Source organism: Streptomyces sp. NPDC050448 (genome assembly GCF_040655295.1).
Taxonomy (GTDB): domain Bacteria; phylum Actinomycetota; class Actinomycetes; order Streptomycetales; family Streptomycetaceae; genus Streptomyces.
Genome location: NZ_JBFAJR010000024.1, coordinates 45,312 through 69,948, shown reverse-complemented (window position 1 = coordinate 69,948; position 24,637 = coordinate 45,312). Strand labels below are relative to the sequence as shown.

The 24,637-nt window shown below is 73.3% G+C and carries 24 protein-coding genes and 2 pseudogenes; 12 read left to right on the top strand and 14 right to left on the bottom strand.

Translation table 11 applies throughout. The features are described 5' to 3' along the window. Nucleotides 1-17 precede the first annotated feature (17 nt). Together AB0I68_RS25835 and AB0I68_RS25830 are read right to left on the bottom strand one after the other, a co-directional pair. Nucleotides 18-228, bottom strand: a pseudogene (locus AB0I68_RS25835) (transcriptional regulator); the annotation flags it as partial. Between the two features lie 130 nt (nt 229-358). Next, nucleotides 359-1,222: a calcium-binding protein gene (locus AB0I68_RS25830; protein ID WP_363179739.1), complete on the bottom strand. Its 864-nt coding sequence runs from the start codon at nt 1,220-1,222 to the stop codon at nt 359-361. 246 nt (nt 1,223-1,468) lie between these two features. On the opposite strand from AB0I68_RS25830, the gene AB0I68_RS25825 reads away from it, so the two are divergent. From AB0I68_RS25825 to AB0I68_RS25815, 3 genes are all read left to right on the top strand, one after another. Next, on the top strand, nt 1,469-1,753 hold the full coding sequence (locus AB0I68_RS25825) for a hypothetical protein (protein ID WP_363179738.1): 285 nt from the start codon (nt 1,469-1,471) through the stop codon (nt 1,751-1,753). Beyond that, nucleotides 1,717-2,118: a hypothetical protein gene (locus AB0I68_RS25820; protein WP_363179737.1), complete on the top strand. Its 402-nt coding sequence runs from the start codon at nt 1,717-1,719 to the stop codon at nt 2,116-2,118. The genes AB0I68_RS25825 and AB0I68_RS25820 overlap by 37 nt, the downstream gene beginning before the upstream one ends. A 78-nt stretch (nt 2,119-2,196) precedes the next feature. Continuing rightward, nucleotides 2,197-2,751 (top strand): DoxX family membrane protein, encoded by a 555-nt coding sequence (locus AB0I68_RS25815; protein ID WP_363179736.1) that lies wholly within the window; start codon nt 2,197-2,199, stop codon nt 2,749-2,751. A 23-nt stretch (nt 2,752-2,774) separates the two neighbouring features. On the opposite strand, the gene AB0I68_RS25810 is transcribed toward AB0I68_RS25815, so the two are convergent. Then, nucleotides 2,775-3,026: an EF-hand domain-containing protein gene (locus AB0I68_RS25810; RefSeq protein ID WP_363179735.1), complete on the bottom strand. Its 252-nt coding sequence runs from the start codon at nt 3,024-3,026 to the stop codon at nt 2,775-2,777. A 267-nt stretch (nt 3,027-3,293) separates the two neighbouring features. On the opposite strand from AB0I68_RS25810, the gene AB0I68_RS25805 reads away from it, so the two are divergent. The 3 genes from AB0I68_RS25805 (at nt 3,294) to AB0I68_RS25795 (ending at nt 6,732) form a co-directional block, all read left to right on the top strand. Continuing rightward, a complete protein-coding gene (locus tag AB0I68_RS25805) occupies nt 3,294-3,833 on the top strand; it encodes a DUF5133 domain-containing protein (RefSeq protein ID WP_363179734.1) in 540 nt (179 codons plus the stop codon). 365 nt (nt 3,834-4,198) lie between these two features. Further along, on the top strand, nt 4,199-5,530 hold the full coding sequence (locus tag AB0I68_RS25800; RefSeq protein WP_363179733.1) for an MFS transporter: 1,332 nt from the start codon (nt 4,199-4,201) through the stop codon (nt 5,528-5,530). Next, complete coding sequence (locus tag AB0I68_RS25795) at nt 5,527-6,732, top strand: anhydro-N-acetylmuramic acid kinase (protein ID WP_363179732.1); 1,206 nt, start codon at nt 5,527-5,529, stop codon at nt 6,730-6,732. The genes AB0I68_RS25800 and AB0I68_RS25795 overlap by 4 nt, the downstream gene beginning before the upstream one ends. Before the next feature lie 38 nt (nt 6,733-6,770). On the opposite strand, the gene AB0I68_RS25790 is transcribed toward AB0I68_RS25795, so the two are convergent. Beyond that, the gene (locus tag AB0I68_RS25790) at nt 6,771-7,352 is read right to left on the bottom strand and encodes a TetR family transcriptional regulator (protein WP_363179731.1); all 582 of its coding nucleotides are present in this window, start codon (nt 7,350-7,352) and stop codon (nt 6,771-6,773) included. A gap of 130 nt (nt 7,353-7,482) precedes the next feature. Between AB0I68_RS25790 and AB0I68_RS25785 the strand changes: the two genes are divergently transcribed. Together AB0I68_RS25785 and AB0I68_RS25780 are read left to right on the top strand one after the other, a co-directional pair. Continuing rightward, a complete protein-coding gene (locus tag AB0I68_RS25785) occupies nt 7,483-7,731 on the top strand; it encodes a hypothetical protein (RefSeq protein ID WP_363179730.1) in 249 nt (82 codons plus the stop codon). 140 nt (nt 7,732-7,871) lie between these two features. Next, nucleotides 7,872-8,702, top strand: a complete 831-nt coding sequence (locus AB0I68_RS25780; protein WP_363179729.1) for a ZIP family metal transporter — start codon at nt 7,872-7,874, stop codon at nt 8,700-8,702. Nucleotides 8,703-8,849: 147 nt separating this feature from the next. Here AB0I68_RS25780 and AB0I68_RS25775 read toward each other — a convergent pair whose 3' ends face one another. Further along, nucleotides 8,850-9,584 carry an SOS response-associated peptidase gene (locus tag AB0I68_RS25775; protein ID WP_363179728.1) on the bottom strand — a complete coding sequence of 245 codons (735 nt, stop codon included), beginning with the start codon at nt 9,582-9,584 and terminating at the stop codon, nt 8,850-8,852. A gap of 687 nt (nt 9,585-10,271) precedes the next feature. Here AB0I68_RS25775 and AB0I68_RS25770 point away from each other — a divergent pair. Then, nucleotides 10,272-10,694 carry a nuclear transport factor 2 family protein gene (locus AB0I68_RS25770; RefSeq protein ID WP_363179727.1) on the top strand — a complete coding sequence of 141 codons (423 nt, stop codon included), beginning with the start codon at nt 10,272-10,274 and terminating at the stop codon, nt 10,692-10,694. A gap of 40 nt (nt 10,695-10,734) precedes the next feature. Here the strand turns inward: AB0I68_RS25770 and AB0I68_RS25765 are convergent, their stop codons facing one another. Both AB0I68_RS25765 and pgm read right to left on the bottom strand, forming a co-directional pair. Beyond that, complete coding sequence (locus AB0I68_RS25765) at nt 10,735-11,952, bottom strand: FAD-dependent monooxygenase (protein ID WP_363179726.1); 1,218 nt, start codon at nt 11,950-11,952, stop codon at nt 10,735-10,737. A gap of 298 nt (nt 11,953-12,250) precedes the next feature. Continuing rightward, on the bottom strand, nt 12,251-13,891 hold the full coding sequence (gene pgm, locus AB0I68_RS25760; protein ID WP_363179725.1) for a phosphoglucomutase (alpha-D-glucose-1,6-bisphosphate-dependent): 1,641 nt from the start codon (nt 13,889-13,891) through the stop codon (nt 12,251-12,253). A 355-nt stretch (nt 13,892-14,246) separates the two neighbouring features. Here pgm and AB0I68_RS25755 point away from each other — a divergent pair. Continuing rightward, nucleotides 14,247-14,735, top strand: a pseudogene (locus AB0I68_RS25755) (amidohydrolase family protein); the annotation flags it as partial. Nucleotides 14,736-14,960: 225 nt separating this feature from the next. Here AB0I68_RS25755 and AB0I68_RS25750 read toward each other — a convergent pair. After that, nucleotides 14,961-16,352 (bottom strand): MFS transporter, encoded by a 1,392-nt coding sequence (locus AB0I68_RS25750; protein WP_363179724.1) that lies wholly within the window; start codon nt 16,350-16,352, stop codon nt 14,961-14,963. Nucleotides 16,353-16,405: 53 nt separating this feature from the next. Continuing rightward, a complete protein-coding gene (locus AB0I68_RS25745) occupies nt 16,406-17,263 on the bottom strand; it encodes a class I SAM-dependent methyltransferase (protein WP_363179723.1) in 858 nt (285 codons plus the stop codon). A gap of 179 nt (nt 17,264-17,442) precedes the next feature. Here AB0I68_RS25745 and AB0I68_RS25740 point away from each other — a divergent pair, with 179 nt between their 5' ends. Next, complete coding sequence (locus tag AB0I68_RS25740; RefSeq protein ID WP_363179722.1) at nt 17,443-18,051, top strand: XRE family transcriptional regulator; 609 nt, start codon at nt 17,443-17,445, stop codon at nt 18,049-18,051. 38 nt (nt 18,052-18,089) lie between these two features. Here AB0I68_RS25740 and AB0I68_RS25735 read toward each other — a convergent pair whose 3' ends face one another. The 5 genes from AB0I68_RS25735 to sigK all read right to left on the bottom strand — a co-directional run bounded on the left by AB0I68_RS25735 (nt 18,090) and on the right by sigK (nt 22,778). Then, nucleotides 18,090-18,956 carry a CHAD domain-containing protein gene (locus tag AB0I68_RS25735; RefSeq protein ID WP_363179720.1) on the bottom strand — a complete coding sequence of 289 codons (867 nt, stop codon included), beginning with the start codon at nt 18,954-18,956 and terminating at the stop codon, nt 18,090-18,092. Nucleotides 18,957-19,173: 217 nt separating this feature from the next. Beyond that, nucleotides 19,174-19,725, bottom strand: a complete 552-nt coding sequence (locus AB0I68_RS25730) for a hypothetical protein (RefSeq protein WP_363179719.1) — start codon at nt 19,723-19,725, stop codon at nt 19,174-19,176. A gap of 65 nt (nt 19,726-19,790) precedes the next feature. Continuing rightward, nucleotides 19,791-21,335, bottom strand: a complete 1,545-nt coding sequence (locus tag AB0I68_RS25725; RefSeq protein WP_363179718.1) for an alkaline phosphatase — start codon at nt 21,333-21,335, stop codon at nt 19,791-19,793. A gap of 169 nt (nt 21,336-21,504) precedes the next feature. After that, nucleotides 21,505-22,257 carry an anti-sigma factor gene (locus AB0I68_RS25720; RefSeq protein WP_363179717.1) on the bottom strand — a complete coding sequence of 251 codons (753 nt, stop codon included), beginning with the start codon at nt 22,255-22,257 and terminating at the stop codon, nt 21,505-21,507. Beyond that, on the bottom strand, nt 22,254-22,778 hold the full coding sequence (gene sigK, locus AB0I68_RS25715) for an ECF RNA polymerase sigma factor SigK (protein ID WP_363179779.1): 525 nt from the start codon (nt 22,776-22,778) through the stop codon (nt 22,254-22,256). The genes AB0I68_RS25720 and sigK overlap by 4 nt, the downstream gene beginning before the upstream one ends. Nucleotides 22,779-23,358: 580 nt before the next feature. Between sigK and AB0I68_RS25710 the strand changes: the two genes are divergently transcribed. Further along, entirely contained in the window at nt 23,359-24,633 is a 1,275-nt protein-coding gene (locus AB0I68_RS25710) for an FAD-dependent oxidoreductase (protein WP_363179716.1), read from the top strand. Nucleotides 24,634-24,637: the final 4 nt, after the last annotated feature.

Genomic DNA, 24,637 nt, shown 5'->3' with positions numbered 1-24,637 from the left:
CGGTCTCCGCAGCCGCGGTCGCATACGCGCGCCTCCCCGCCCGCATGGGAGGCGACGAGCGAGAACAGGCTCAGCCGTACGGGGTCACCGAGGGCCTTGAACGTCCTCGACGTCCGCTCGGCCCCCAGCCCCCTCGGCGCTCAGCGGGTGCGCGTGCAGCGGCGGGCAGCGCAGTGCCGCCTGCTCGCCCTTGAGGACGGGCGGCTCCTCGGCCCTCGCATTCGGCATGTAGCGACATTGACAGCGGTCGATGTCGCGGTGCAAGCCCCGAAGCCACGTACGGCTGTCCTCGCCCCGGGGGCCGTCGTGGACGACGGGTACGCCGACGCGGTCACGCGGTCCCCGTGAGCGTCGGCCGCTACGGGATGTTGGTCGTGGTCTCGCAGCGAACGGCGACGTCGCTTCCGTCCGTACCGTCGCAGGTGTCCGTCGCGTCGTCGCCCCCGTCCATGATGTCGTTGCCGCTGCCGGCTGCCGCGACGGGCGCTGCCGGCGCGCTCTGGGCGGGCTTCGCCGAGGGGGTCGGGCGGCTCTGGCGGCCCGGGCGCGCGGGCTTCGCGGCCTGGCCGCTCTCGCCCCTCCCGTGTGCGGCGTGGCCCGAGTTGCTGTCTCCGATCAGGGTGTCGACGCCGGGCCCGCCCAGAAGTACGTCAGCGCCGTGGCCGGTCGCGCTGGCCTCGGCGGAGGAGTCTCCGGTGATGCTGTCGTTGCCGGGCCCACCGTCGATGACGTCCCTGCCGCCGCCCGTCGCGTTGATGCCGCCGCGGCTGTCGCCGATCATGGCGTCGTTCCCCGCCTCGCCGAACATGACGTCGTTGCCCCCGCCGGACGCGCTGGAGCCGAAGGCCATGCTGTCCCCGCCCATACGGTCGTCACCCGGCCCGCCGAAGAGGATGTCGTCGCCCCCGCCCTCGACGGGAACCCCGGTGGCGATCAGGTCACCGCGCAGGAGATCCGCGCCCTCGCCCCCGTCCACCTGGTCGTTGCCCAGGCCTCCGGCGATCGTGTCGTTGCCTGCCAGGCCGCAGATCAGGTCGTCCCCGCCGCGCCCGTCGATGGTGTCCGCATCCGCCGACCCGATGATGACGTCGTTGCCCTCCGTCCCGGTGATCGCGCCCGACCCCGTGATGGTCGCCGGACGCCCGAAGCAGGTGGCTTCGGCAGCCGAGTCGGCGGCCGCTGCCGGAACCCCGAAGGAGAGCAGCGCGGCTGCGGTCAGCATCGTGAGTGTCGTGCGACAAGGCATGGAGACCTCCGGTTGGAATGGGTAAGGCGGCTCCGGCCGTCCAAGGAACCGGGCTCGAATCCCTGGGGAACATATGGTGCAAATGCCTCTAAGGCAATGAAATACATAGCCTTTTGTATGTCTTACGCTCGCTTGGCCCCTCCGAGGTCGAGGCGGCGTGCCCGGACGCGTCCGCCCCGCCTCGAGGGAGCGGGTTGCCGGACGGTCGCCTACCGTCGAGGTATGAGCGGGATCATCGTGGTGCACGAGCTCGACGTGCCGGGGCCGACCCGCGCCGCCAAGGGTCCGGACCATGGCGCCGGGGCACCCGTCCGCCAGGTGCATGCCGCGCCTGCCGCCCCGGGGACGTCCACCGAGCCGGGCCCGAGGACCCTGTGCGGCAAGGACACCTTCGCGATGGAAGCGGCCCGGTGGACCCCGTCCGGGCAGCCGGGCTCCCCGTGGTACCCGCCGCAGGAGGCGAGTCTGGTGTGCTCCTCGTGCGATGCCGTGATGGAAGACAGCTGATCCGGCATCGTCCCGGCGGCCGCCGGGCCGATGCGGCCCAGCGCTCGCCGCCGGTCAGCGAGGCCTTCCACGCCGGGTACTCCCCCGACACCACAGCCCTGCACGACGTACTCTCCCGGCTCGGCGCGCCCGTGCTGTTGCTCGCCGGGGGACGCGATCCGTGGCCCACCGCGGCCGCCGCCGCCCGGGCGGCGGCGCTCCTCCCGGACGCCCGGCCGACCATCCAGCCGTACGCCGGCCACCACCTCGGGCTGGTCGGTCCGCAGGCCTTTCACCCCGGCCGTCGCGGGCTTCCTCGCGTCCGGACGGGGTCCGGGACGCGCCGGTGGCGGCACACCGCATGCGCAGGCGGTGTGCTCGCGTGAAGCTTGAGACCAGCCGACACGCACCACCCGGCACGTACCAGGTCGTGGCCACCGCGCCCTACGGAAAGGTCTGTCCTCATGCCGCTCACGCATCGCAAGGATCTCGGACTGCTCGCCCTGCGCCTGGGGGCGGGCGGTGTGCTGATCGCCCACGGGGCGCAGAAGCTCTTCGGCTGGTTCGGCGGGGCCGGCATCGAGGGCACCGCGCACGCCATGGAGCACATGGGATTCACGCCGGGACGGGAGAGCGCGATCGCGGCCGGACTCGGTGAGGCGGGCGGCGGCGCGCTGCTCGCGCTGGGGCTTGCGACCCCGGCGGCCGGCGCCGCCGCGGCGGGCGCTATGGCGGGCGCCGCCGCGGTGCACGCGCCCGCCGGGTTCTTCGCCCAGGGCGGCGGCTTCGAGTACCCGGCCTTCCTCGGCTTCGTCGCGGCCTGCCTCGGCCTTTCCGGGCCCGGTTGCTTCTCGCTCGACCATGCCACCCGGCACCGGCTGGACCGGCCGGCCACGGTGGTGATGGCCTTCGCGCTCAGTGCGGCCGCAGCCACCGTCGTCCTCAACCGGCGGGCCGCCACGCTCGCCGCCGCGGAGGCGTCCGGCCCGGGCCGGGACGCAGACAGGCAGACGGCGTAGCCGCCATCGCCGGCTCGCGGGGGCTACCAGCCGAAGCGGCGGTCGACCTCCTGGGCGAATTCTTCGAATGTCAGCACGTTGTCACCGTTGCGGTCGGCGGCGTCGAAGAGCGCGGAGGACGCGTCGGCATCACCCAGACCCCAGAACGGCAGGTCGCCGTCGGCGGCCAGGGTCGGGCCCTTCGTCCGCAGGGCGGTGATCACTTCCAAGCGGGTCAGGATGCCGTCATGGTTGAGATCGAGCGCCTCGAACAGTTTGCGGGCCTTCCCACTCATCACGTACGTCCTTCCGGGAGGAATCGGCAGGGACTGCCTGCCGCCAGCCTACGGCTCCGCCCGCCCCGGCCGACGGGGGCGGTGCCCCCGGAACGCGGGGGCGACGGACGCCCGGTCCGGTCACGGGCCGTGGGGCCGGCGGGGGGCGGGCTGCGGCACCGCCCTCGGTGGGATCCGGACCTTTCGGCGCACGAGGCCGTGCCCCGTCCCAGGCAATGACGCGCACAACCGGCGCAAGCCGGCCCAGCAGCCGGAGGAATCAGGCGGATGAGCGAGACACCACCCGAGCACGCCACCGCGGAGCAGGCCGTCACGGTCCTGATGGCGGTGGTGCCGTGCGGCGCCGACACCGCGCGCCAGATCCTGGCGGACACCGCGCGGGCCACCCGCGTCACCCCACTCGAGACGGCCGAGGCCGTGCTCACCCTGGGAGGCTGCCGCGAACTGCCGGCCCCCCTCGGCAAGGCCCTGAAGGCCGCGATGGACGCGGCCCGGTCCGCCACCGCGCCCGTGACGCAGCCGTACACGCGGCTGCTCCCGGACCCCCAGGCCATCGGCGAGCTGCTGAAACGGCACCGCGGCCTGCGCCGCCGCGCGCTGGCCGCGCCCCACGAGCTCGACGTGCGCAACGAGCTCGACGACGCCACGTACACGCTCTGCATCCTGATGGGCCAGCGCAACGCCTACATCGCACTGCGCTCGGCCGAACTGCTCGTCGGCGCCGAATGGCTCGGCACCACGGTCCTCGGCAAACCGGACCGGCGTCCGGACCGTCCGCACCTCCGCAGCGTCGACCGCTGGGTGTGAGAGGGAGGGTCCGGGACGCGTCAACGGGACGCCACGGGTTGCGACTTTACGTATCGGAGATGCAGTACGACGGCAGTACGACGGCAACCTCGTCCTCTACGCGGGCGATCGCGCCTGCTGGGCGAGTGGCACCGAAGGGGTGCACGCCGAGTTCTCCGGCGACTGGCGGCCGGACTCCCCGTACCTGTCCCCGGAGTCGCGTGCGAACCCCTGCTGTCCGGCGAGCACCTCTGACCCCGGTACCGGACCCCGGTGATCCGAGCGGGCCCGGGTTTCCGGTGCGGCGCCCGTTCGCGGCGCCGCCGATCTGCTGAACCATCACCGCCGCAGGCGTCACTGCGGCGGCGAGCGGGCACGCAGCACGGGTGAGACCTCTCGAGCTGCGCTCCGCGGCCGCCCGCCGCACCACGTCCCGTCGGGCACTGCTCGCCGGTTCGGTCGGCAACCTCGTCGAGTGGTACGAGTTCGGCGTCTACGGCTGCCTGGCCACCGTCATCGCGGCGAACTTCTTCACGCCGGGCGCGAGCGGAGCCGCCGGGACCGGCGGCGCCGAGGCGCTGGTGGCGACGTACGCCTCCTTCGCGCTGGCGTTCTTCTTCCGGCCCGTCGGCGCCGTACTGTTCGGACGGCTCGGCGACCGCCTCGGGCGACGGCCCACCCTGATCGTGGTCGTCGGCCTCATGACCCTCGCCACCGCGACGATCGGCCTCCTGCCGACCCGCGCCGCCATCGGCGCCGCCGCCCCCTGGCTTCTGACGCTCCTGCGGGTACTGCAAGGACTCTCCGCGGGCGGCGAGTTCGGCGGGGCCGTCTCCCTCATGACGGAGTACGCACCCGTCGGCCGCCGCGGCCTCTACGGCGCGTGGCAGTCCTTCACCGTCGCGCTCGGCCTGCTCACCGGGGCCGGTACGGCCGCGACCCTGGCGACCGCCCTGCCCGCCGAAGCCCTGCACACGTGGGGCTGGCGGATCCCGTTCCTGCTGGCCCTGCCGCTGGGTGCCGTGGCGCTGTGGCTGCGCACGGCACTGGAGGAGCCGCCCGGCGCTCCCCCGGCGCGCAGCGCGGCCGGGAGTGCGGTCGGGGCGGTCCCGGCGGTGGGCGCCCGGGAACTGGCGCGCGCCGTCGTACTCGGCATCGGGCGGATCATGGGCTGGTCTGCGGCCGGGTACACCTTCCTCGTCGTCCTGCCGTCCTATCTGCAGGCGGCTCTCGGTGCCTCCCTCCGCGAGGCCCTGATCGCCACCGCCCTCGCCAATGCCGGGTTCGCGGCGTCGATCCTGCCCGCCGGGGCGCTCAGCGACCGGATCGGCCGGCGCCCGGTGATGCTGTGCGGAGCCCTCGGCGTCGTGGTGCTCGCCCTCCCCCTCGTCCACCTGCTCCAGTCCCCCGGCGCGTCGCCGTGGGCCAGGGCCGGCGCCGTGCTGCTCGCGGGTGCGCTGGTCGGCCTGCTGGCCGGACCCGGGCCGGCCATGCTCGCCGAGATGTTCCCGCGGAGGGTCCGCTGTACCGGGCTCGGACTGGCCTATGCCCTCGCCAATGCGGTGTTCTCCGGCTGCGCCGGACTCGTCATCACCACCCTCATCGCCAGGACGGGAGACACCGCCGTGCCCGCGTACTACGCCGCCGGCGCCTGCGCCCTCAGCTGTCCCGCGCTGCTGGCCCTGCGCGGCCGCGACCACCGGGAACCGCTGCGATGAGGGTGATCGGGCTGATGTCGGGAACCTCGTACGACGCCGTCGACGCCGCTGCCGCCGACCTCGAGCTGTCCGCGGAGGACGGCACGCTGCACCTCGTGCCGCTCGGCATGGTCAGCGAGCCGTACGCGGCCGACGTACGGGAGGCCCTCGCCGCCGCCCTGCCGCCCGCGGCCACCTCCCTGGCCGACGTCTGCCGCCTCGACACCCGGATCGGGCAGGCCTTCGCGGCTCTCGCCGCCCGCGCCGACCGGGAACTGTGCGCAGGGCGGGCCGAGTTGGTCGCCTCCCACGGGCAGACGGTGTACCACTGGGCCGAGGACGGCCAGGTGCACGGCACACTGCAGCTCGGCGAACCGGCCTGGATCGCGGAGCGCAGCGGCTGCCCGGTCGTCTCCGGCTTCCGGACGCGCGACGTGGCGGCGGGCGGGCAGGGGGCGCCGCTGGTCAGCCTGATCGACCTGATGCTCCTGCGCGGGCGCCCCGGGGTGCCCGCGGCCCTGAATATCGGGGGCATCGCCAACGTCACCGTACTGCCGGCGGGCGCCGATCCCGTGGCGTTCGACATCGGCCCGGGCAACGCGCTGATCGACGCCGCGGTCCGTGAACTGACCGCCGGGCGGCTCGCGTACGACGAGGACGGCGTGCGCGCTGCCGCCGGGCGCGTCCACGAGGGGCTGCTGGACCGGCTGCTGTCCGGGGAGCCGTACTACCGGATGCCGGCTCCCCGGACGACGGGCAAGGAGCTGTTTCACGTGGGCTACCTCCGGGCGCGGCTCGCGGGGTTCGGTGAGCTCCGGCCGCAGGATCTCGTCGCCACGCTGACGCGTCTGACCGCCCGCACGGCGGCCGATGCGCTGCGCTCTCTCGCAGCCACCGAGGTCTTCGTGTCGGGTGGAGGGGTGCGCAATCCGACGCTGATGGCGATGCTCCGCGACGAGCTGGCGGGCAGCACGGCGGTACGCGTGTCGCAGGAGCTGGGGCTGCCCGCTGAGGCGAAGGAGGCGTACGCGTTCGCGGTGCTCGGGTACCTCACGCTGCACGGCCTCCCAGGCAATGCCCCGGGGTGCACCGGAGCCGCCGGGCCGCGAGTCCTGGGGTCGCTCACTCCGGGCAGCCGTCCGCTGCGCCTGCCTGCGCATCCGGGCCGCGCTCCGCAGGCCCTGGCCGTACGGGGTCCGGCCGCCGCGGGAGCCACCGTGTGATCGGCTCCCTCACGTCCACCGATCAGCCGGTCAGCCGGTCAGCCGGTCAGCCTGCGGACCGTCGCCACCAGCGCCTCCCGCTGCGCGTCCGGCCCCGCGTCCAGGTTCTCCGGCACCAGGAAACGGGCGAGCTGCGGCAGCGTGAACCACGAGGCGACCACCGACAGCACCGTGTGCAGCAGCCGTGCCGGGCTGGACTCGCCGGTGATGCCGCCGTCCCGCTGGGCCGCGGCGATGGCTGCGATCTTCTCGGCGTAGTGGTCGGTGCGCTCGCACTGGGCGGCCGGCTGGTCCGCGCACTGGAGGCCCTCCCAGGCCAGGAGCCGCATGAAGTGCGGGTGGGCGCGGTGGTAGTCGTAGACCCGGCCGGCGTAATCGCCCAGGTCACGGGCCTGCGCCTCCGTGAGCGGGACGGCTGCGGCGACCTTCGCCAGTTCGGTCTCCAGCACCGCGCAGAACAGCTTCTCCTTGCTGCCGAAATACTGGTAGATCCGCTCCTTGTTGACGCCTGCACCAGTGGCCACGCGCGCAACCCGGGCGCCGTCGAACCCGTGCTCGGCGAACTCTTCCACCGCTGCGTCGAGCAGGAGTTGTTTGGTACGTGCTGTGTCCCAGGCCATGACACGCACTGTAGTGCCCTCGACCGAATTTCCAACCCAATGGTTGGACTTAAGATCAAGTCCGTGCAAGACTCCAACCGCTTGGTTGGAAATTCGATCCGCCAGTCGTCACGCACCCAGGGGGAACCTCATGTCCACAGTTCCGACGACTCCGCCCGCTCCGCCCTCCGCCCACCGCCGCGCCTTCGTCACCTGGCTCGCCGTCTACCCGACGATCACGCTCACCCTCGCCCTCCTGGGCCCGTACATGAACGGCCTGCCGCTGGTCCTGCGCACCCTGATACTCACGGCGGTCGTGGTCCCGACCGTGGCCTACTGGCTGATCCCGGCCCTGATGAAGGCGACGGCATCGCTCCCCCGCCGATCCACCGGAGCCTGACCGGACGACGCAAACGGCAACCGCACACAAAACGTCTACAGCGCGTAGACGAGGGCTGGAGCGAGGTCTATGGTTAGCCCAGCCTTACCTCACTCCGGAGGTGGGTCAACTTTTTGCTGCCCTTCTCCTGTGGAGTCTCCATGTCCGGATCGCAGATCGCGCTGCTCGGCGCCATCGCGGGTCTCACCATCTTCCTCGGACTGCCGATCGGTCGTCTGCGCAATGCGGCGCCCCGGCTCAAGGCCGGGCTGAACGCCGTCGCGATCGGCATTCTGATCTTCCTGGTGTGGGACATACTCAGCCACGCCTGGGAGCCGATCGACGGGGCGCTGGCCGATGGGAAGTGGGGCTCCTCGGTCAGTGGAGGGCTGGTGCTCGCCGCCGGTCTGGCGGCCGGGCTGGGTGGGCTCGTGCACTACGACCGGTGGGCCGCGGGGCGGCGGGCGAAGGCGGCGCTGCCCGCCGGGCCGGGCGCAGCGGCAGCCACCGAGCTCGCTCCCGCCGTACGCTCGCAGGCAGGCCAGCTGGCCCTGATGATCGCCACCGGGATCGGCCTGCACAACTTCGCCGAGGGCCTCGCCATCGGGAACTCCGCCGCGCAGGGCGAGATCTCGCTCGCCGTCCTGCTCGTGGTCGGCTTCGGCCTGCACAACGCCACCGAGGGCTTCGGCATCGTCGCCCCGCTCGCCGCCGAGGGCGAACGCCCGTCGTGGGGCACACTCGCACTGCTGGGCGTCGTCGGCGGCGGACCCACCTTCCTCGGGACCCTGCTCGGACAGCACCTCGTCAACGACACGCTGTCGATCGCCTTCCTCGGCCTGGCCACCGGATCGATCCTGTACGTCGTCATCGAGCTGCTGGCCGTCGCCCGGCGCAGCGCGGCGACCAAGGAACTGACCGCCTGGTGCATCCTGCTCGGCCTGCTCCTCGGCTTCGCGACCGACGCGATCGTCACCGCCGCCGGGGTGTGATCAGGCAGCGCAGCGGAGGCGGGCGATTCGGCCGGCCTCCGCTGCGCGGGCTTGCGGAGCCGCAGGGCCACCACCCCGGGGCCCGAGGGCGCCGGAGCACACGGCCCGGCCGTACGGGCCCGCCGACCGCCCCGGGACGGGACGTGCTCAGGATGGGGCGGGGGCGTCCAGCAGCTCGGGGCCATTGTTACGGACGCTGTTGACCGCCGTGGAGACCGCCCGTACGTCGAGGCGGCCGTCGGCCGGGGTGTGAAGCAGTGCCCTGAGGGCGTGCACGTCCTGGTGGCCGGGATCCAGCCAGGCATCGTGGTCTCCCGGGGCCACCGCCAGGGGCATGCGGGGGTGGATCCGGCCGGCCGCGTCGACGGCCTCCGTCGTGATGATCGTGGCGGTGGTGAGCCAGGCGGCCGGGTCGTCCTCGTCGGTCACGGCCGGGTCGCGCCAGAACTCGTACAGCCCGGCCATGGCCATCACCCCGGCGTCCTCGGGGGCGATGAAGTACGGCTGCTTGTACGCCTTCTCCGTGGCGGTGGCGGCCACGGGCTGCCATTCGTAGAACCCGTCCGCGGGCAGCAGGCACCGGCGCCGGGTGAACGCACGGCGGTAGGCAGGTTTCTCGTGCACCGTCTCGACCCGCGCGTTGATCATCCGGGCGCCCCCGTCCGGGTCCTTCGCCCAGGAAGGGACCAGGCCCCACCGCAGGGTGCGGAGCCGGCGCTCCACCTCCCCGGTCCCGCGGTCGGGGCGCTCGAGGACGGCCCATACCTGGTCGGTGGGGGCCACGTTCCAGCTCGGCGCCAGCGTCTCCCGGGGATCCCAGCGGGCCTCGAACAAGCCGGCCAGGTCTTCGGGGGCCCGGCTGGAGGCATATCGACCGCACATGGCATCCACTCTCCCACCGCGGCGGCTCCCCCGGCCCGCCGGGCCGGCGCCGCGGGCGCGGGATTCAAGGAGGGGTACGTGCCCGCAGCCACCGGGGCGGCCGCCCGGGCCGCTCACCGCGGACGGCCGCCGTCTCCAGCGTAGGCCGCGAAGCCGCCGCCCCGCTCAGTGCCCGGCGTGTTGCCGAGCGGGATCGGCCGGCGCCGGAGCGTGGCGGGACGGGTCGGCCACCCGGCGGGCGGCCGCTCGTACGGGCGCCCCCCGGTCGCCCGCGCCCGCTGACCGAGGGCGCGGCGACGGGTGAGCGTCGAACGGTTGGAGCCCCGGCGGCTGCCCCGGTTCTTGATCCGTTGGGGTTCCAGTACCAGGACTTGAAAGCCTTGGCCTGAGCCGCGGAAGATGCGCACCGCCTCCTGGTGGTACTGCTTGCGGACGACGTCGGCGATGTGGTGGAGTCCGTCGGCGCCGACCTTGTTGACGTCAGCGCTTCGGCTTCGGGCGCGCCTGCATGCCCGACGGGGTCGCGGCCCGGGTGCGCTGACCGCCGTGCCGGGGCAGGTCATTCCTCCCAGGGAATTGCCGGGCGGGTGCGGTGCGGCGGACGATCCACCTGTCCGGTACAGCATCCCCTCGTACCCCGGTCCACCCGCGTCCACGGCGGACCGGCAGCGCCCAGGAGGAAGAACCATGTCGGCATCCGAATCCGTATCCACATCCGTGTCCGCACCCGAACCTGCGCCTGCGCCTGCACCTGCACCGCTGACCACCGCCGAGGTCATCGAGCGCTTCAACGAGGTCTTCCAGCACCACGACCCCTCCGGTCTCGCCGCCCTCGTCGCCGAGGACTGCGTGATGGAGGGCATCTCCCCCGCGCCCGAGGGCAGTCGGCTGGAGGGCGCGGAGGACTGCGTCCGGTTCTGGGCCGGGTTCGCCACCGACCCCGCCCACTCCTTCGTGATCGAGGACGTACTCGTCGCGGGCGAGGTGTCCGTGATCCGCTGGAGGTTCCTGTTCGGCCCCGGGGACAAGGACTACGTCCGCTGCGTGAACGTGATGCGCGTCGAGAACGGCCTGATCACCGAGGCCTCGGGATACGCGAAGACCGGCTGACCGGCTGACCGGGGCATGCCCGCGGTCCGCCGGCGGCGCTCTACGGGGTCATGGCCTGGCCGCCTATGTCGGCCGCCCCGCCGAGCTGCCCCTGCCACCACGACTCCGCCTCTCGGCGGTCCATCGTGGCCCAGACGGGCGGCTGCTCCACCTGACCCCGGCCGAGGCGACGGGCGAGGGCGACCAGCTCCCGCCCTGCCGCACCCCGCGCGGCCTGGTACGCGTGCAGCAGCTCGTCCCAGGTGCCGGCCCGCCGCCAGGCGTCCTCGAACGCGGTGGCGTCCTGGAGGGCCTTGGCCGCCCCGCTGGTGTTGTGCGGGCGCACCACGGTCGCCGCGTCGCCGGCGAGCAGCAGGCGACCGGCCGTCGTACGCGCGGTCTCGAGGTCGTAGATGGGCTGGACGAAGGTGTCGGCCGGATCCGTCAGCGCGATCACCTGGGCCCAGTACGGCGGGAACTCACGGTCGAGCAACGCGCCCAGGTGGGCGGTGAGTTCCTCGGTGACCTGCCCCGGGGGGAAGCTCGTCGGATCGTTGAACGGCAGCCGCCCGGTCTGCGGAGGCATGGCGTACAGGACCCAGTTCACCCGGGGGCCGTCCGGTCCGGGGATGCGGTAGACGACGCAGCTTCCGCCGGCGAAACAGACGGTGGTCACCGACTCGGGGGACCAGCCGCCGTCGCCGAGCGACTCCAGCCGCCGGGCGTCGAAGTTCCCGCGCCAGCAGACGTAACCGGCGTAGGCCGGCCGGGACTCGGGGCAGACCGCCTCACGCACCACCGAGCGGTACCCGTCGGCGCCGACGACCAGGTCGAACGCCTCGGTCGTGCCCTGCGCCAGCCGTACCTCGGCCCGCTCGCCGGCGCCGGCGACGCCCGTCACCGCCGCGCCCTGCCGGTAGACCACCGAAGCGGGTGTCGCCGCCCGCAGCCCCCGCCACAGCAGACCCCAGTGGTACGAGTGGAACAGGAACGGCTGCTCCCAGAACACCCTCCCGGCCGGCCCGGCCGCCGTATCGTCCCGGACCACCCAGCTGCGGCGGGTCAGCCGGTGCGCGGCGATGCCCGTGGGCAGCGCGCCGGTGGCGGCGAGTTCGGCGGCCCGCCCGTCGTGGATGCACAGCCCGAGTCCCCGGTCCGCCAGCCGTCCGTGGGTGCGCTCCAGCACCACCACCTCGTCGGCTCCCGCACGGGCCGCCGCCGACGCCAACGCGCAGCCCGCAATGCTGCCGCCCACCACCGCGACCGTACCGCCTCGCATACCCGCTCCCTCCGCGCGACCTCCCGGAGTCCGCCACCCTACTGAGACTTTCCGGCCGGGGTGGGAGGTTCGTGCGATGCCGGACACCCGACCGGTGCGCGGGTGGAACCGCGCCCTACCGGGCGCAGCCGCCCCGCACTGCCGGGTCCCCTGCCGGGGTGGCCGGAAGCCGTGGGGCCGTCACCGGGGGGCCGTCACCGGGGGGCCGTCACCGGGGGGCCGAGGGGGCTTCCCCCGTCCAACCACGTCCACCACGTCCGCGTTCGGCGCCTCCCGGCCGATTCCCCACAGGCGGAAATCAGTCGGCGAGTGCCGCCGATACGACGGACCGGGCCTCCTCTTGTACGCGGCCCAGGTGGTCGGGGCCCAGGAAGGACTCGGCGTAGATCTTGTAGACGTCCTCCGTGCCCGACGGGCGGGCCGCGAACCAGGCGTGCTCGGTGGTGACCTTGATGCCTCCGATGGCGGCTCCGTTCCCGGGAGCCTCCGTCAGCACCGCCGTGACCGGCTCTCCCGCCAAGGTGTCGGCGGTGACCTGCTCGGGGGACAGCCGGCCCAGTACCGCCTTCTCCTCCCGGGTGGCCGGGGCGTCGATCCGGGCGTACGCCGGCTCGCCGAAGCGGGCCGTGAGGCCGGCGTACCGCTCGCTCGGGGTCTGCCCCGTCACCGCCAGCATCTCGGAGGCCAGCAGGGCCAGGATGATGCCGTCCTTGTCGGTGGTCCACACCGAGCCGTCGCGGCGCAGGAAGGAGGCCCCGGCCGATTCCTCACCGCCGAAGCCGATGGTGCCTGCGCGGAGCCCGTCCACGAACCACTTGAAACCGACGGGCACCTCCACCAGTTCGCGGCCCAGGTCGGCGGCCACCCGGTCGATCATGCCCGAGGACACCAGCGTCTTGCCGATGCCCGCGTCCGCCGGCCACTGCCCGCGGTGGCTGTAGAGGTACTCGATCGCGGTGGCGAGGTAGTGGTTGGGGTTCATCAGACCGCCGTCCGGTGTCACGATGCCGTGCCGGTCGGCGTCCGCGTCGTTGCCGGTGGCGATCCGGAACCGGTCCCGGCCCTCGATCAGCGAGGCCATCGCGTACGGGGAGGAGCAGTCCATCCGGATCTTGCCGTCCCAGTCCAGCGTCATGAACCGCCAGGTGGGGTCGGTGTGCGGGTTGACCACGGTCAGGTCGAGGCGGTGTTCCTCGGCGATCCGCCCCCAGTACGCCACGGAGGCCCCGCCGAGCGGGTCCGCCCCGATGCGCACGCCCGCGGCGCGTACGGCGTCCAGGTCGAGCACGGACGGCAGATCGCGCACGTACGCGCCGAGGAAGTCGTACGTACGCGTGGTCGGCGCCGCCGCGGCCCGTGCGAAGGGCAGCCGCCGAACTTCCTTCATGCCGCCGGTGATGATCTCGTTGGCGCGCTCCTGGATCCAGCCGGTCGCCTCGGAGCCGGCGGGCCCGCCGTGCGGCGGGTTGTACTTGAAGCCGCCGTCCGCCGGCGGATTGTGCGAGGGGGTGACCACCACTCCGTCGGCCAGGGCCGAGGTGCGCCCGCGGTTGTGGGTGAGGATGGCGTGCGAGACCGCGGGCGTCGGGGTGTAGCCGTCGGCTTCGTCGACGAGCACGGTCACGTCGTTGGCGGCGAAGACCTCGAGGGCGGTCACCCGGGCGGGTTCGGACAGGGCATGGGTGTCCGCGCCGAGGAAGAGGGGGCCGTCGATGCCCTGCTGGGCCCGGTACTCGCAGATCGCCTGGCTGGTCGCGGCGATGTGGTCCTCGTTGAAGGCCGTGGAGAGGGAGGAGCCGCGGTGTCCCGACGTGCCGAAGGTGACGCGCTGGCCGGGATCCGCCGGATCGGGGTGCAGGGCGTAGTACGCGGTCACGAGCCGGGCCACGTCGATCAGGTCCTCCGGGCGCGCCTGCTGCCCCGCTCTTTCGTTGAGCATCCGCCCACTCCTCCGTACTGGATCAAAGAGAACAACAGTGGTCATTGTGTCGCCCCCTGAACGTGCCCGCACCGCCGCACCGGCACTCGGCCCGCACGTGTGCGCCGTGTCACGCGGGCCCCCGTCCCCCACGTGGTGACCGCGGGGTCGGCCGGTCGTTGAGCCGGGCGGCAAACCCCTGGCCCCCGGCCCCCGGCCCCCGGCCCCCGACTGCGGAGACGTGGCAGCTGATGAACGCGCACGACGGCATCGACCCGCGGGCCCTGTCCCGCCACCGGCTGCTCGCGGCGGCGGTGCCGTCGGCGCCGCGGAGGTCCTCGGGGCGGGACCCGCGGCGGCGGCCGGGGCCCGGGCCGCAAGGCCGTTCGCGGCGACCGCGCTGCTCGGGGCCGATCCGGGGCTGGCCGACGACCGGCGGGTCACGGCGGTCATGGCGCCCTGGGACGCCGATCTGGTGCGCCGGTCCGCCGGGACCGCCCCGACGGCGGCCCAGTCGGCGACGCTGCGCAGGGAGACCGACATCTACCGGAGGCTGCTGGCCGCGGGAGGCCTCGTCGCCCTCGGCGCGGACGCCCCGCTGGTCCCGGTCGGGCTCTCCCTGCACCTGGGGCTGCGCGCCCTGCACCGGGGCGGGCTGTCCCCGGCCGAGGCCCTGCGCACGGTGACCGTCCTGCCGGCGCGGCTCTTCGGCCTCGGCGGTGAACTCGGCACGGTCCGGCCCGGCAGGATCGCCGACCTCACGGTCGTGGACGGAGACCCGTTCACCGACTTCGACACGCTGGTCCGGACATCCGGCGTGCTCAGGGGCGGCGTACCCCACTCGACCGGCGACCTCGTGGCCGCCTGCACCCCGGAGGCCGACGGCCCGGCCCACCGATGGGCCGACCGCGTGGACTGGCGCCGGGAACGGCACCTGATGCTGCGGGACGGCTGCTGTCACGCCAACGGGTAGGTGTGCGGCCTGCCGTCGACTGGTGTGACGCGGCGTCCGGCGCGCAGGCTCGTGCCATGGAACTCATGGTGGCCGGCCTGGCGCTGGAATGGTGCGAGGGGCCTCGCTGACGCCGGATCATCCACCCGGGCGGCGCCGTGCGAGAGAACGGCCTCCCGCTGCGAGGGCGATCGCGGCGACGATCAGCGCCGCCGCGACGGCGAACGTGATCCGCATCCCGTGGGCCACGGCGTCGGGTTGCGCCGTCGTGACGTCGGTCGTCGCCGACGCGAGCGCGAACACGGCGCCCATCACGGATGCGCCGGTGACGAGCCCGAGGTTGCGGGACAGGTTGAGCACTCCGGAGATGACGCCCCGCTGGTCCGGGCTGACGTCCGCCATGACGGCGGTGTTGTTGGCCGTCTGGAACACCGCGTACCCGGCGGTGGTGACCACGAGGGGAACGATGTAGCCGGCCACCCCGAGCGTCGCCGACGTGAGGGACAGCACGAAGCAGCCTGCGGCCACGCCTGCGAGCCCCGCGATGGTCATGCGCTGTGCGCCGAAACGGTCCGCGATGCGACCGGCCGGCACACCGGTCAGCGCGGCGACGAGCGGACCGGCCGACAGGACGAGTCCCACCAGGGCCTCGTCGAGCCCGAGGGCGCGGGAGAGGTAGAACGGCCCGACCACCAGCGTCGTCATCATCACGGTGGAGACGAGCGTGCTCATGGCGAGGCTCGCACTCAGCAGCGGATCGCGGAAGACGGCCAACCGGATCAACGGGGATGCCGCTCGCGCCTCGGCCCGTACGAACAGGCCCACTCCGAGGGCGGCGGCCGACAGCAGAGCGATGTTGAGCGGACCGAAACTGCCGCGCCCCACGGTCATGGCCAGCGCGTACGCCCCGAGCGTCAGCGCGAGGAGCAGCGTGCCCACGTGGTCGAACCGGCCCCGGCCTGTCTGCGCGTTCCGCCGGTCGACGGGCAGGTGGCGGCGGGCCAGGAGGAGTGCGAGGACGCCCAGCGGCACGTTGACGAGGAAGATCGCCCGCCAGCCCGGGCCGGCGACCAGCAAGCCGCCGAGCGAGGGGCCGAGGGCCGTGCCGACCGAGGACATGGTGCCGAGCAGCCCCATGGCGCTGCCGGTCCGCTCCTTCGGGACCGTCTCGCCGACGAAGGCCATGGTGAGGGCCATCATGGTGGCCGCTCCGAGGCCCTGCGCCGCGCGGGCGGCGATCAGCAGCCAGAGCGAGGGCGCGAGGCCGCACAGCACCGAGGCCACCGTGAACAGGGAGATCCCGGACAGGAGCAGCCTGCGGCGGCCGATCATGTCACCGAGCCGGCCGACGCTGACGATCAGGGTCGTGATGGCGAGGAGATAGGCGAGGACGATCCACTGGACCTGCTGGAACGAGGCGCTGAACGCGTGCGCCAGTGTGGGCAGGCCGACGTTGGCGGTGCTGGTGCCAAGCGAGGACAGCAGCATGGACAAGGAGAGGCCGGCGAGGGCCCACCGGACCGAGGGCATCGTCCTCTCGGCACTCGCGGATACCGCTTGGACGCGCCCCGCACCGAGCGGTTTCATCGTGCACTCCGCTCGCCGGCGGCCGCGCGCACGCCCGTGAAGACGGTGGTGGCGGAAAGGAGGAAGGCGTCGGGCCGGCGCAGGATGCCCTGCTGCGCCTCGGGATCGAGCAGTGCGTCGAGCGTCTCGAGGTCCTCCGCGTCCAGGAGGTCGCTCGCGACCTCCCGCAGTCGGGTCAGCTGGGCGTGCAGGAAGGCGCGGGCCGTCCCGTCCAGCGGGGCCGGCAGGTCGAGGAGGTAGGTGAATCCGCCGCAGCGGGTGAGCCCGGCACGGCCGAGCATCGCGGGCCAGTCCTCGACGACGTCGGTGCTGCCCGGGAGCTCGGCGCGCATGATCTCGAACCAGTGCTCCTGGGCGGCGTCGAGCCGGGCCTGGAGACCCGGTCTGCCGATCCCGATCTCGCGCGGGAGGAAGCGCATCGGCAGACCGCCCTCCGCCACGGCGAGCACCCCGCCGGGCCTCAGCAGACCGGCGAGGGCCTTCAGTGCGCCCTCCTGATCGCCGAGGTGGTGCACGGCTTTGCTGCTCCAGATCAGATCCGCCGTGCCGAGCCCGTCACCGCCGTCCAGGCCGTCGGGCAGTTCCGCGTGCCGTACGGTCACCCTGCCGCCGAGGCCGAGCCGCTCGGCGCGGGCGAGGGTGCGGTCCAGCAGCCCGGGCGTGCCGTCCACGGCGACGGTCTCGGCGTCTGCGAAGGTTTCGGCGAGCACGCAGGTCATCACGCCCGGCCCGCTGCCGATGTCGAGGATGCGCCGGACCTCCGTCGAGGGGCCGAGCAGCTCGCTCAGGTGGGCCGCCGTCCGGCGGAGGACCGGGAGCTGCAGTTCGCCGCTGCTCTCGAGCTGGGCTGCCATGACGGCCCAGTCGATGTCGGTGGAGTGGCGTCCGTCGTCGTGACCGTGTCTGTGCCCGTGTGCATGTGCATGTGCGGGGCTGGAATCACTGTGTGGGCTCATGTCGTGGAGCCTGCCCCCGCGGATCCGTGACGACAATTCTTGTTGCTGTTTCCGGGACGGCGAGGTGGAATGCCCGCATGGAAACACCATCGGACACGCCATCGGACACACCGCCGCCGTACCAGGCGGTGCTCGACGAGGTCGGCCCCCGGCTCAAGCGGCTGCGTGCCAAGCGCGGCCTCACTCTGGCCGCGCTCTCCGAGGCGACCGGCATCTCCAAGAGCACCCTGTCCCGGCTGGAGTCCGGGCAGCGCCGCCCCAGCCTGGAGCTGCTGCTGCCGCTGGCCGGTGCGTACCACGTGCCCCTGGACGACCTGGTGGGCGCGCCCGAAGTGGGCGATCCCCGGGTCCGGCTGACACCCCGTACGCTGGCGAACGGCGGTACGTTCGTCCCGCTGTCGCGGAGCCCGGGCCCGCTCCAGGCGTACAAGATGGTCATCTCAGACCGGGGTGCCGAGCCCGACCTCCGTACGCACGAGGGCTACGAGTGGATGTACGTGCTGGAGGGCCGGCTGCGGCTGGTGCTCGCCGAACACGATCTGGTCCTCGGCCCCGGCGAGGTCGCCGAGTTCGACACCCGGCTGCCCCACTGGTTCAGCAGCGCCGATGGACGGCCCGTCGAGATCCTCAGCCTCTTCGGGAGACAGGGCGAGCGCATGCACGTCCGCGCGAAGCCCCGTCTTTGACGGCATGACGGTGTGACGGCATGACGCGGTGTGCGGGGTCAGCTGCCGGGGCGCAGGGCGGTGAGCTCTTCGTGCAGTGCCGGCAGGCGTGATTCCGCCGCGGCGGCGGTGACCCACTCGTGCTCCGCCAGCGCGCGCAGGGCCTCCCGTACGACCCGGTCGGGCGCCTCGGCCGGCCACGGCTCGAGCGTACGACGGCAGACGGTGCTGTCCTGGTGCTCGCCCAGCAGGTCGTGGAGCGCGGTGAGGCGGCGCAGCGGATGCCGGAGCAGGTCCGGGTACGCCCGGGCCACGCTGCGGCCGGTGTCCAGCAGGGGCTTGGCGGCCCTGCGGACCTCGTGCAGCGCGTCCGCCCGCGCCTCGGCGTCCGTGATGGCCGCCGCTGCCGCGAGCTCGTCGAGGAGCGGCGGCCACGCCGCGCAGAACCGGCCGCCGAGTCCGACGGCGGCCGACTCCGGCACCGGGGCGTCGGCCTTCGCGTCCAGGACCGCGACCAACGAGGCGTAGCGGGCCCCGTCGAGAACGCCCAGCAGTTCCTGCCGCGCGGGGTCCCGCGATCGCGCGAGGCGCTCGATCGCCCAGCGCGCGGGAGGGCCGGCCATCCCCGGGTGCCGCCGTACGCGGTGCGCGGTCTCGTCGAGATGCCGGACCACGCCCAGGTGTTCGCCCAGCCAGGTGCACTCGGCGAGCAGCCCGCCGTTTGCGCCTCCGCTGCCTGCCTCCGTCTCCGTCTCCGTCTCCGTCAGCGTGTGCCAGACGCTGCGCAGCCGGCGCGAGGCACTGCGCATCGCCTTCACCGCCCCCGGCCGGTCCCGCCGTACGAGCGGTTCCCGTGAGACCAGCCGGTCCCGCTCCCGCCGTAGGTACGCGCCGACGGCCACCGCGGCCTCCACCTTCATCAGCATCCCTCCACCGGGAGACGTCCGCGTCGGCCGGTCGGGCCGGAACCGTCCGCGATGCGCACGGTCTACCCGGGGGGCGCGCCGGTGAACGCGGGCCGGAGGCAGTGCGCCCGATCGGGTGTCGCGGCCGGCCGGTGCGGCCGGACGCGAAAGCCCCGCACGGCGGAAGCGGCCGTACGGGGTACTCGTGCCGTCGGTTCGTGACGCCGCGCGCCGGTCCCTATTCGTTGACCAGGACCGGGAGGGAGAGGACGGCGCTGGACGGGGTGCCGGTGAGCTGATCCGCGGGCACGGTGAAGTCGATCCCGTTCTCGGCCGCGCGCGGGCCGTCGTGGTGGTCACCGCCGGGCCCGTCCGTGCCTTCCTCCTGGTAGTGGAAGGTGCCGGTCCCCAGGAGCCGGCCGTCCGCGTCGTAGTACGCGGCGCGCAGGTCCAGGCTCAGTACGTCGCTGACGTCCGAGGTGATGGCCAGGTGCCCGGTGACGCCCGGCTTCCCGGCGGGCACGAGCGTGAGCGCCGTCAGCTGCACCCGGTCGGTGAACGGGCCCGGCTCGAGGCGGATTTCACCCGGCTTGGCCGGCGGGGCGAGGACCGCCGCAGGTGCGGGTGCGCCGCTGGGCGCGGGCATCGCGACCTGGGCGGCGGAGCCGGCCGGCTTCCCGGCGCCGCCCTTGGCGCCGTCGGCGTCCGGGCTGCCGGAGCAGCCGGCGGCGAACACGAGGAAGGCGGTGGCGGCCAGCGCGGCGGCCGCTCCGCGGGGGAGGATTCTCATCGGTACGCTCCTGAAGGGGCCGGGGCCGGGAGGGACCTGCCCTCCCGGCCCCGGCTGCCCGAGGGTCAGTGCTGCTGGGGAGCCCGGTTGAACAGAGCGCGGTACATCTTCCCGTACAGCTCCGTGTTGTTCTGGCTGGCGGCGAAGGCGCTGCCGCCGGGGCCGTAGGCGAAGATCGGCACGTCGGCGCCGGTGTGGTTGCCGGACAGGTACGTCAGCCACAGGCTCGCGTCAGTGCTGCCGTCCTTGACGCCCGCCGGGTCGTCGGGCGTACGGAACGTGGCCGGGGCGAAGTTCTTCGCGTCGCCCGAACCCGCGCCGTTGACGGCACCGCTGGAGCGGGCCGGGTCCTTGGCACCCGAAACGGTGCGCGAGGGGGCGCTGTTGTTCGCCGGGTTGCCCGCGTCCACGTTGGCCGGAGGCGCGACGGCCTCGGCGTTGGTGTAGGTGCCGTGCTCGATGATGTTGAAGCCGGCGCACTCGTGGTCCGCCGTGACGATCACGAGGGTGTGGCCGTCCTTCTTCGCGAACTCGTACGCGGCCTTGACCGCGTCGTCGAAGGCCTTGACCTCGCCGAGCGTCTGCGCGGCGTCGTTGGCGTGCGAGCGCTTGTCGATCTGGGCGCCCTCGACCTGGAGGAAGAAGCCCTTGTTCTTCCTGCGGTCCTGCTGCTTGCGGTCGGTCAGCAGCGAGATCGACTTCTTGGTCATGTCCGCGAGCGTCGGCTCCTGCTTCTGCGGGGCGTCCGCGGGCAGGGAGGCCTTGGCCTGCTCGACGGTCAGGTTGCCGCGGTTGAACAGACCGACGACCTTCTTGCCGTTGGCCTTGTCCAGGTCGCTCTTGGTGGCGGCCTTCTGGCTGGCGGCGGTCTGGGCGGGCAGCGCCGGGTCGCCGAAGCTGCCGAGGACCTGGTAGCCCTGGGCCTGCAGCGCCTTCTGGTCGTCCGGCTCGAAGCGGGCGAGGCCGCCGCCGAGGATGACGTCGGCGGTGCCGTTGCGGGCGATCTGCTCGGCGATCGGCGTGATCAGCGTCTTGTCCTGGGGCGCCGGCTCGTACGTGCCGTCCTCCTTCTTGGGGAGGCAGGCGGCGTCGGAGTAGACCGGGCCCTGGCAGCCGCGCAGCAGCGCGTGGCTGAACTGCGCCGCCGGGGTGGCGTCGGTGACCTCGGCGGTGGAGACGTCGCCGGTGGCGAAGCCGGCCGCCTTGGCCTGCTCCATCAGCGTGGCGGTCTTCTTCTCGTACGCGTCGACGCCGATGGCGGCGTTGTACGTCTTGACGCCGGAGGACCAGGCGGTGGCGGAGCTGGCGGAGTCGGTGACCAGCGCGGGCTTCTGGCTGCCCTTCTCCACGGCGTACGTGGCGACCGCGCCCGTGAACGGGAGGGTCTCCATGGTGAGCTTGCCGCCGGCCCCGTAGTAGCGGTCGCGGGCGGCGGTGACATGGGTGCGGCCCATGCCGTCGCCGAGGAGGTAGATGACGTTGTGGATCTCCCTCCCCTGATCGCCCTGCTGGGTGGCGGAGTTGGCGGCGACGGCCGTACCGGCGGCCACGGCGCCGGCAAGGGCCAGGACGGTCAGTGTCTTCGCTGTATTTGCGGAACTGCGACGCATGTGCGGGAGGTCCCCCTCGGAAGTGCTGCTCGGGCACGCCGACCGTAGGAGGGCGACATGAACATGCCCCTATCGAGGGATGGCGCACAGTCGAACTGCGCAAGCCCGTGCTCCCCTCACGGCGACGGCCGGCCCGGGGGCCGGCCGTCGCGGTCATCGAGGTGTGCGGTCAGGCCGGCAGGGCGAGGAGGAGCAGGGGGCGGCTGGTGGGCTGGGCGGAGCCGCCGGCTGGTTCGAGGGTGAGCCCCACCCCGGAGGCTCCCTGGATGCCGCCCTGCATGAGCGTGGCCCCGTCGTGCGCGAGGAGCCCGGCGGGGCGCATGGTGCCGTGGTCGTCGAACCAGAGCTGGTACGTCCTGCCTTCACCGGGGTCGGGGAGCCCGGCACCGATGAACACCGCCCTGTTCTGCAGCTTGGAGCTGACCACGGAGGTGGTGGCGCCGCCGGTGGTGCGGCCGTGCACCGTACGGGCGTCGGGGGCGGCCATCACGGCGCTGAAGTCCTGGAGGCGCTGTTCGGAGGCCTCCGCCTGCTGCCGTGCCTGATCGGTGCGCTGGCTCTGCCAGACGGTGACGCCCCCGAGCACGGCCGCCGCGGCGAGGCTCGCGGCGAGGGCCAGCGAAACGGCCCTGCGGCGCAGGACGGCGGTGAGCGTCATCGGCTTGCCCGCCGCCGAGGGCAGCAGCGGCGGCAGTTGGCGGACCGAGTCGATGCCGTCCAGGACCGCGTCCTTCATGCGCGCGGGCGGCGGCAGGGCGGCCCCGGCGGCCAGGCGGGCGGCGGTGGCGGAGAATTCTGCCACTTCCTGCCCGCAGGACGGGCAGTCGGCGAGGTGCGCCGTGAACGCCTCGTGCTCCGCCGGTGTGAGTGCGTGGAGGGCGTACGCGCCGGTGAGGGTGTGCAGTTCCCCGTCGTGCTTCATGTGGTCACCCCCATGCAGTCGCGCAGCCGGATGAGCCCGTCGCGCATGCGTGTCTTGATCGTGGGCAGCGGAGTGCGCAGGGTCTCGGCGACCTCGCGGTAAGTCAGGCCCTGGTAGTAGGCCAGGGTGACGGCCTGGCGCTGAATCTCGGTCAGGCCGCGCATGCAGCGCCGTACCTGTTCGCTCTCCAGACGGGTTTCCACCTGTTCCGCGACCTCGTCGAACGGACGCGCCTGGTCACGGGCGGCCTGGTCGTGTTCACGGTTGATCGCGGCCTGGGCGGAGCGGACGCGGTCGACGGCCCGGCGGTGGGCCAGTGTGGCGGCCCAGGTGCGCACGCTGCCCTGTTCGGGGCGGTAGCGGGCGGCTTGCCGCCACAGGTCGATCATCACCTCCTGCGCCACCTCCTCGGACTGGGCGCGGTCGCGTACGACCCGGACGACTATGCCGAAGACGGTCCCGGACAGGGCGTCGTAGAGGGCGGAGAACGCGTCCTTGTCCCCGCGGGCCACCCGGGACATCAGGTCTTCGAGCCGGGGGCCCACGGCGTCGGGAACGCCGAAGGGCAGCGGTTGCCTCACCGGGTCCTCGCCCCTCCCTGCGGTTGCGGATGCGGTTGCAGCCGCGGGTGCGGGTGAGGGGTGCAGTGACGCCCGGTGGTGGCGGATGGTCCGCCGGGGTCCGTCCATCGCATGACAGTCCTTCGGTGTCGAAAGGACCGGCCCTTCACGAAGAGGGCCGACCGCTCCGGATGGTGCCAGATTCTCGTTCTTGACCGGTCTTCGGAGCGGACATCCGTACGGATTGGCCTGCCCTTCCCGCAATGGTCGATACGGACCACGGCAGGTGCCGCTGCCGGCCTCCTGTCGGGTTGCGCAGCCCTTGCCGCCGCCGAGTTGGCGGCCTCGCTGCTCCGGCCGGGGCCCCGGCCCGCCGGCCGTCTCGTCCGGCTTCCGCTTCCGCTTCCCCTCCTGCTCCTGCCTTCCGCTCCCGGTTCCGTGTCTCGGCAACTGCCACCAATCCGCGGACGCCCCGGCTGCGAAGCAAAGGTGAACCGCCGTCACGGACGACGGCGTGGCGACCGGTGGGGAGTGTGGAACTGTGCGTACGAAGAGTGTGGCCGTGATCGGCGGCGGGGTGGCGGGACTGACCGCCGCCTACGTCCTGCAAAAGGCGTGCGACGTCACGCTGTACGAGGCGGACCCCCGGCTGGGAGGCCACGCCCACACCCATGAACTGCCCGCCCGGGGCGGCGGAACGGTGCGCGTGGACTCCGGGTTCATCGTCCACAACGCGCGCACCTACCCCCTGCTGCTCCGGCTCTTCCGCGAGCTCGGCGTGGCCACGCAGGACTCCGAGATGAGCATGTCGGTGCGGTGCGACGGCTGCGGCCTGGAGTACGCCGGCGCCCGCGGGCCCGCCGGCCTGTTCACCGGGCGGGCGGCCCTGCGCGCCCGCTACCTGCGGCTGCTGGCGGAGGTACCGCTCTTCCACCGACGCGCGCGCCGTCTGCTGGCCGGGGGCAGACCGGTCGGCGGCGGCCCGGAGCGGTACACCCTGCGCGCCTTCCTCGCCGACGGCGGGTTCTCCCCGTACTTCGTCACGCACTTCATCACCCCGCTGGTGTCGGCCGTGTGGTCCTGCCCCGCCGACACCGCGCTGGAGTACCCGGCCACGTACCTGTTCCGTTTCCTCGACCACCACGGGCTGCTGTCCGTGGCGGGCTCCCCGCGGTGGCGGACCGTCACCGGCGGCAGCGCGGCCTACGTGGACAAGGCCGCCAAGGAGATCAGCAACGTCCGGACCGCCACCCCGGTCGTCCGGGTGGACCGCATACCGAGCGGCGTGCTGGTGGGCACCGAGGACGGCATCACCGACGCCTACGACGCGGTCGTCATCGCCACGCACCCCGACCAGGCCCTGCGGCTGCTGGCCGACGCCACGCGGGACGAGCAGCGGATCCTCGGCGCCTTCCGGTACGAGGCGAACCCGACCGTGCTGCACACCGACACCACGCTGCTGCCCCGCTCGCGCAGCGCCCGGGCCTCCTGGAACTACCACCTCCCCGACTGCCGCCCGGGGGCGGAAGGGGTCCGCGTCAGCTACGACATGACGCGGCTGCAGCGGCTGCCGGGCGACACCGGCTACGTCGTCACCCTGAACGCGGGCGGGCGGATCGACCCCGAGCGCGTCCTCGCCCGAATGGAGTACGCGCACCCGGTCTACACGCCCGAATCGGTGGCCGCGCAGCGTGCCCTGCCCCGCCTCAACACGTCCGTCACCGCCTTCGCCGGGGCGTACCACGGGTGGGGGTTCCACGAGGACGGCTGCCGCTCGGGCGTGCAGGCCGCCGCCGCGCTGGGTGTCCGATGGTGACCCC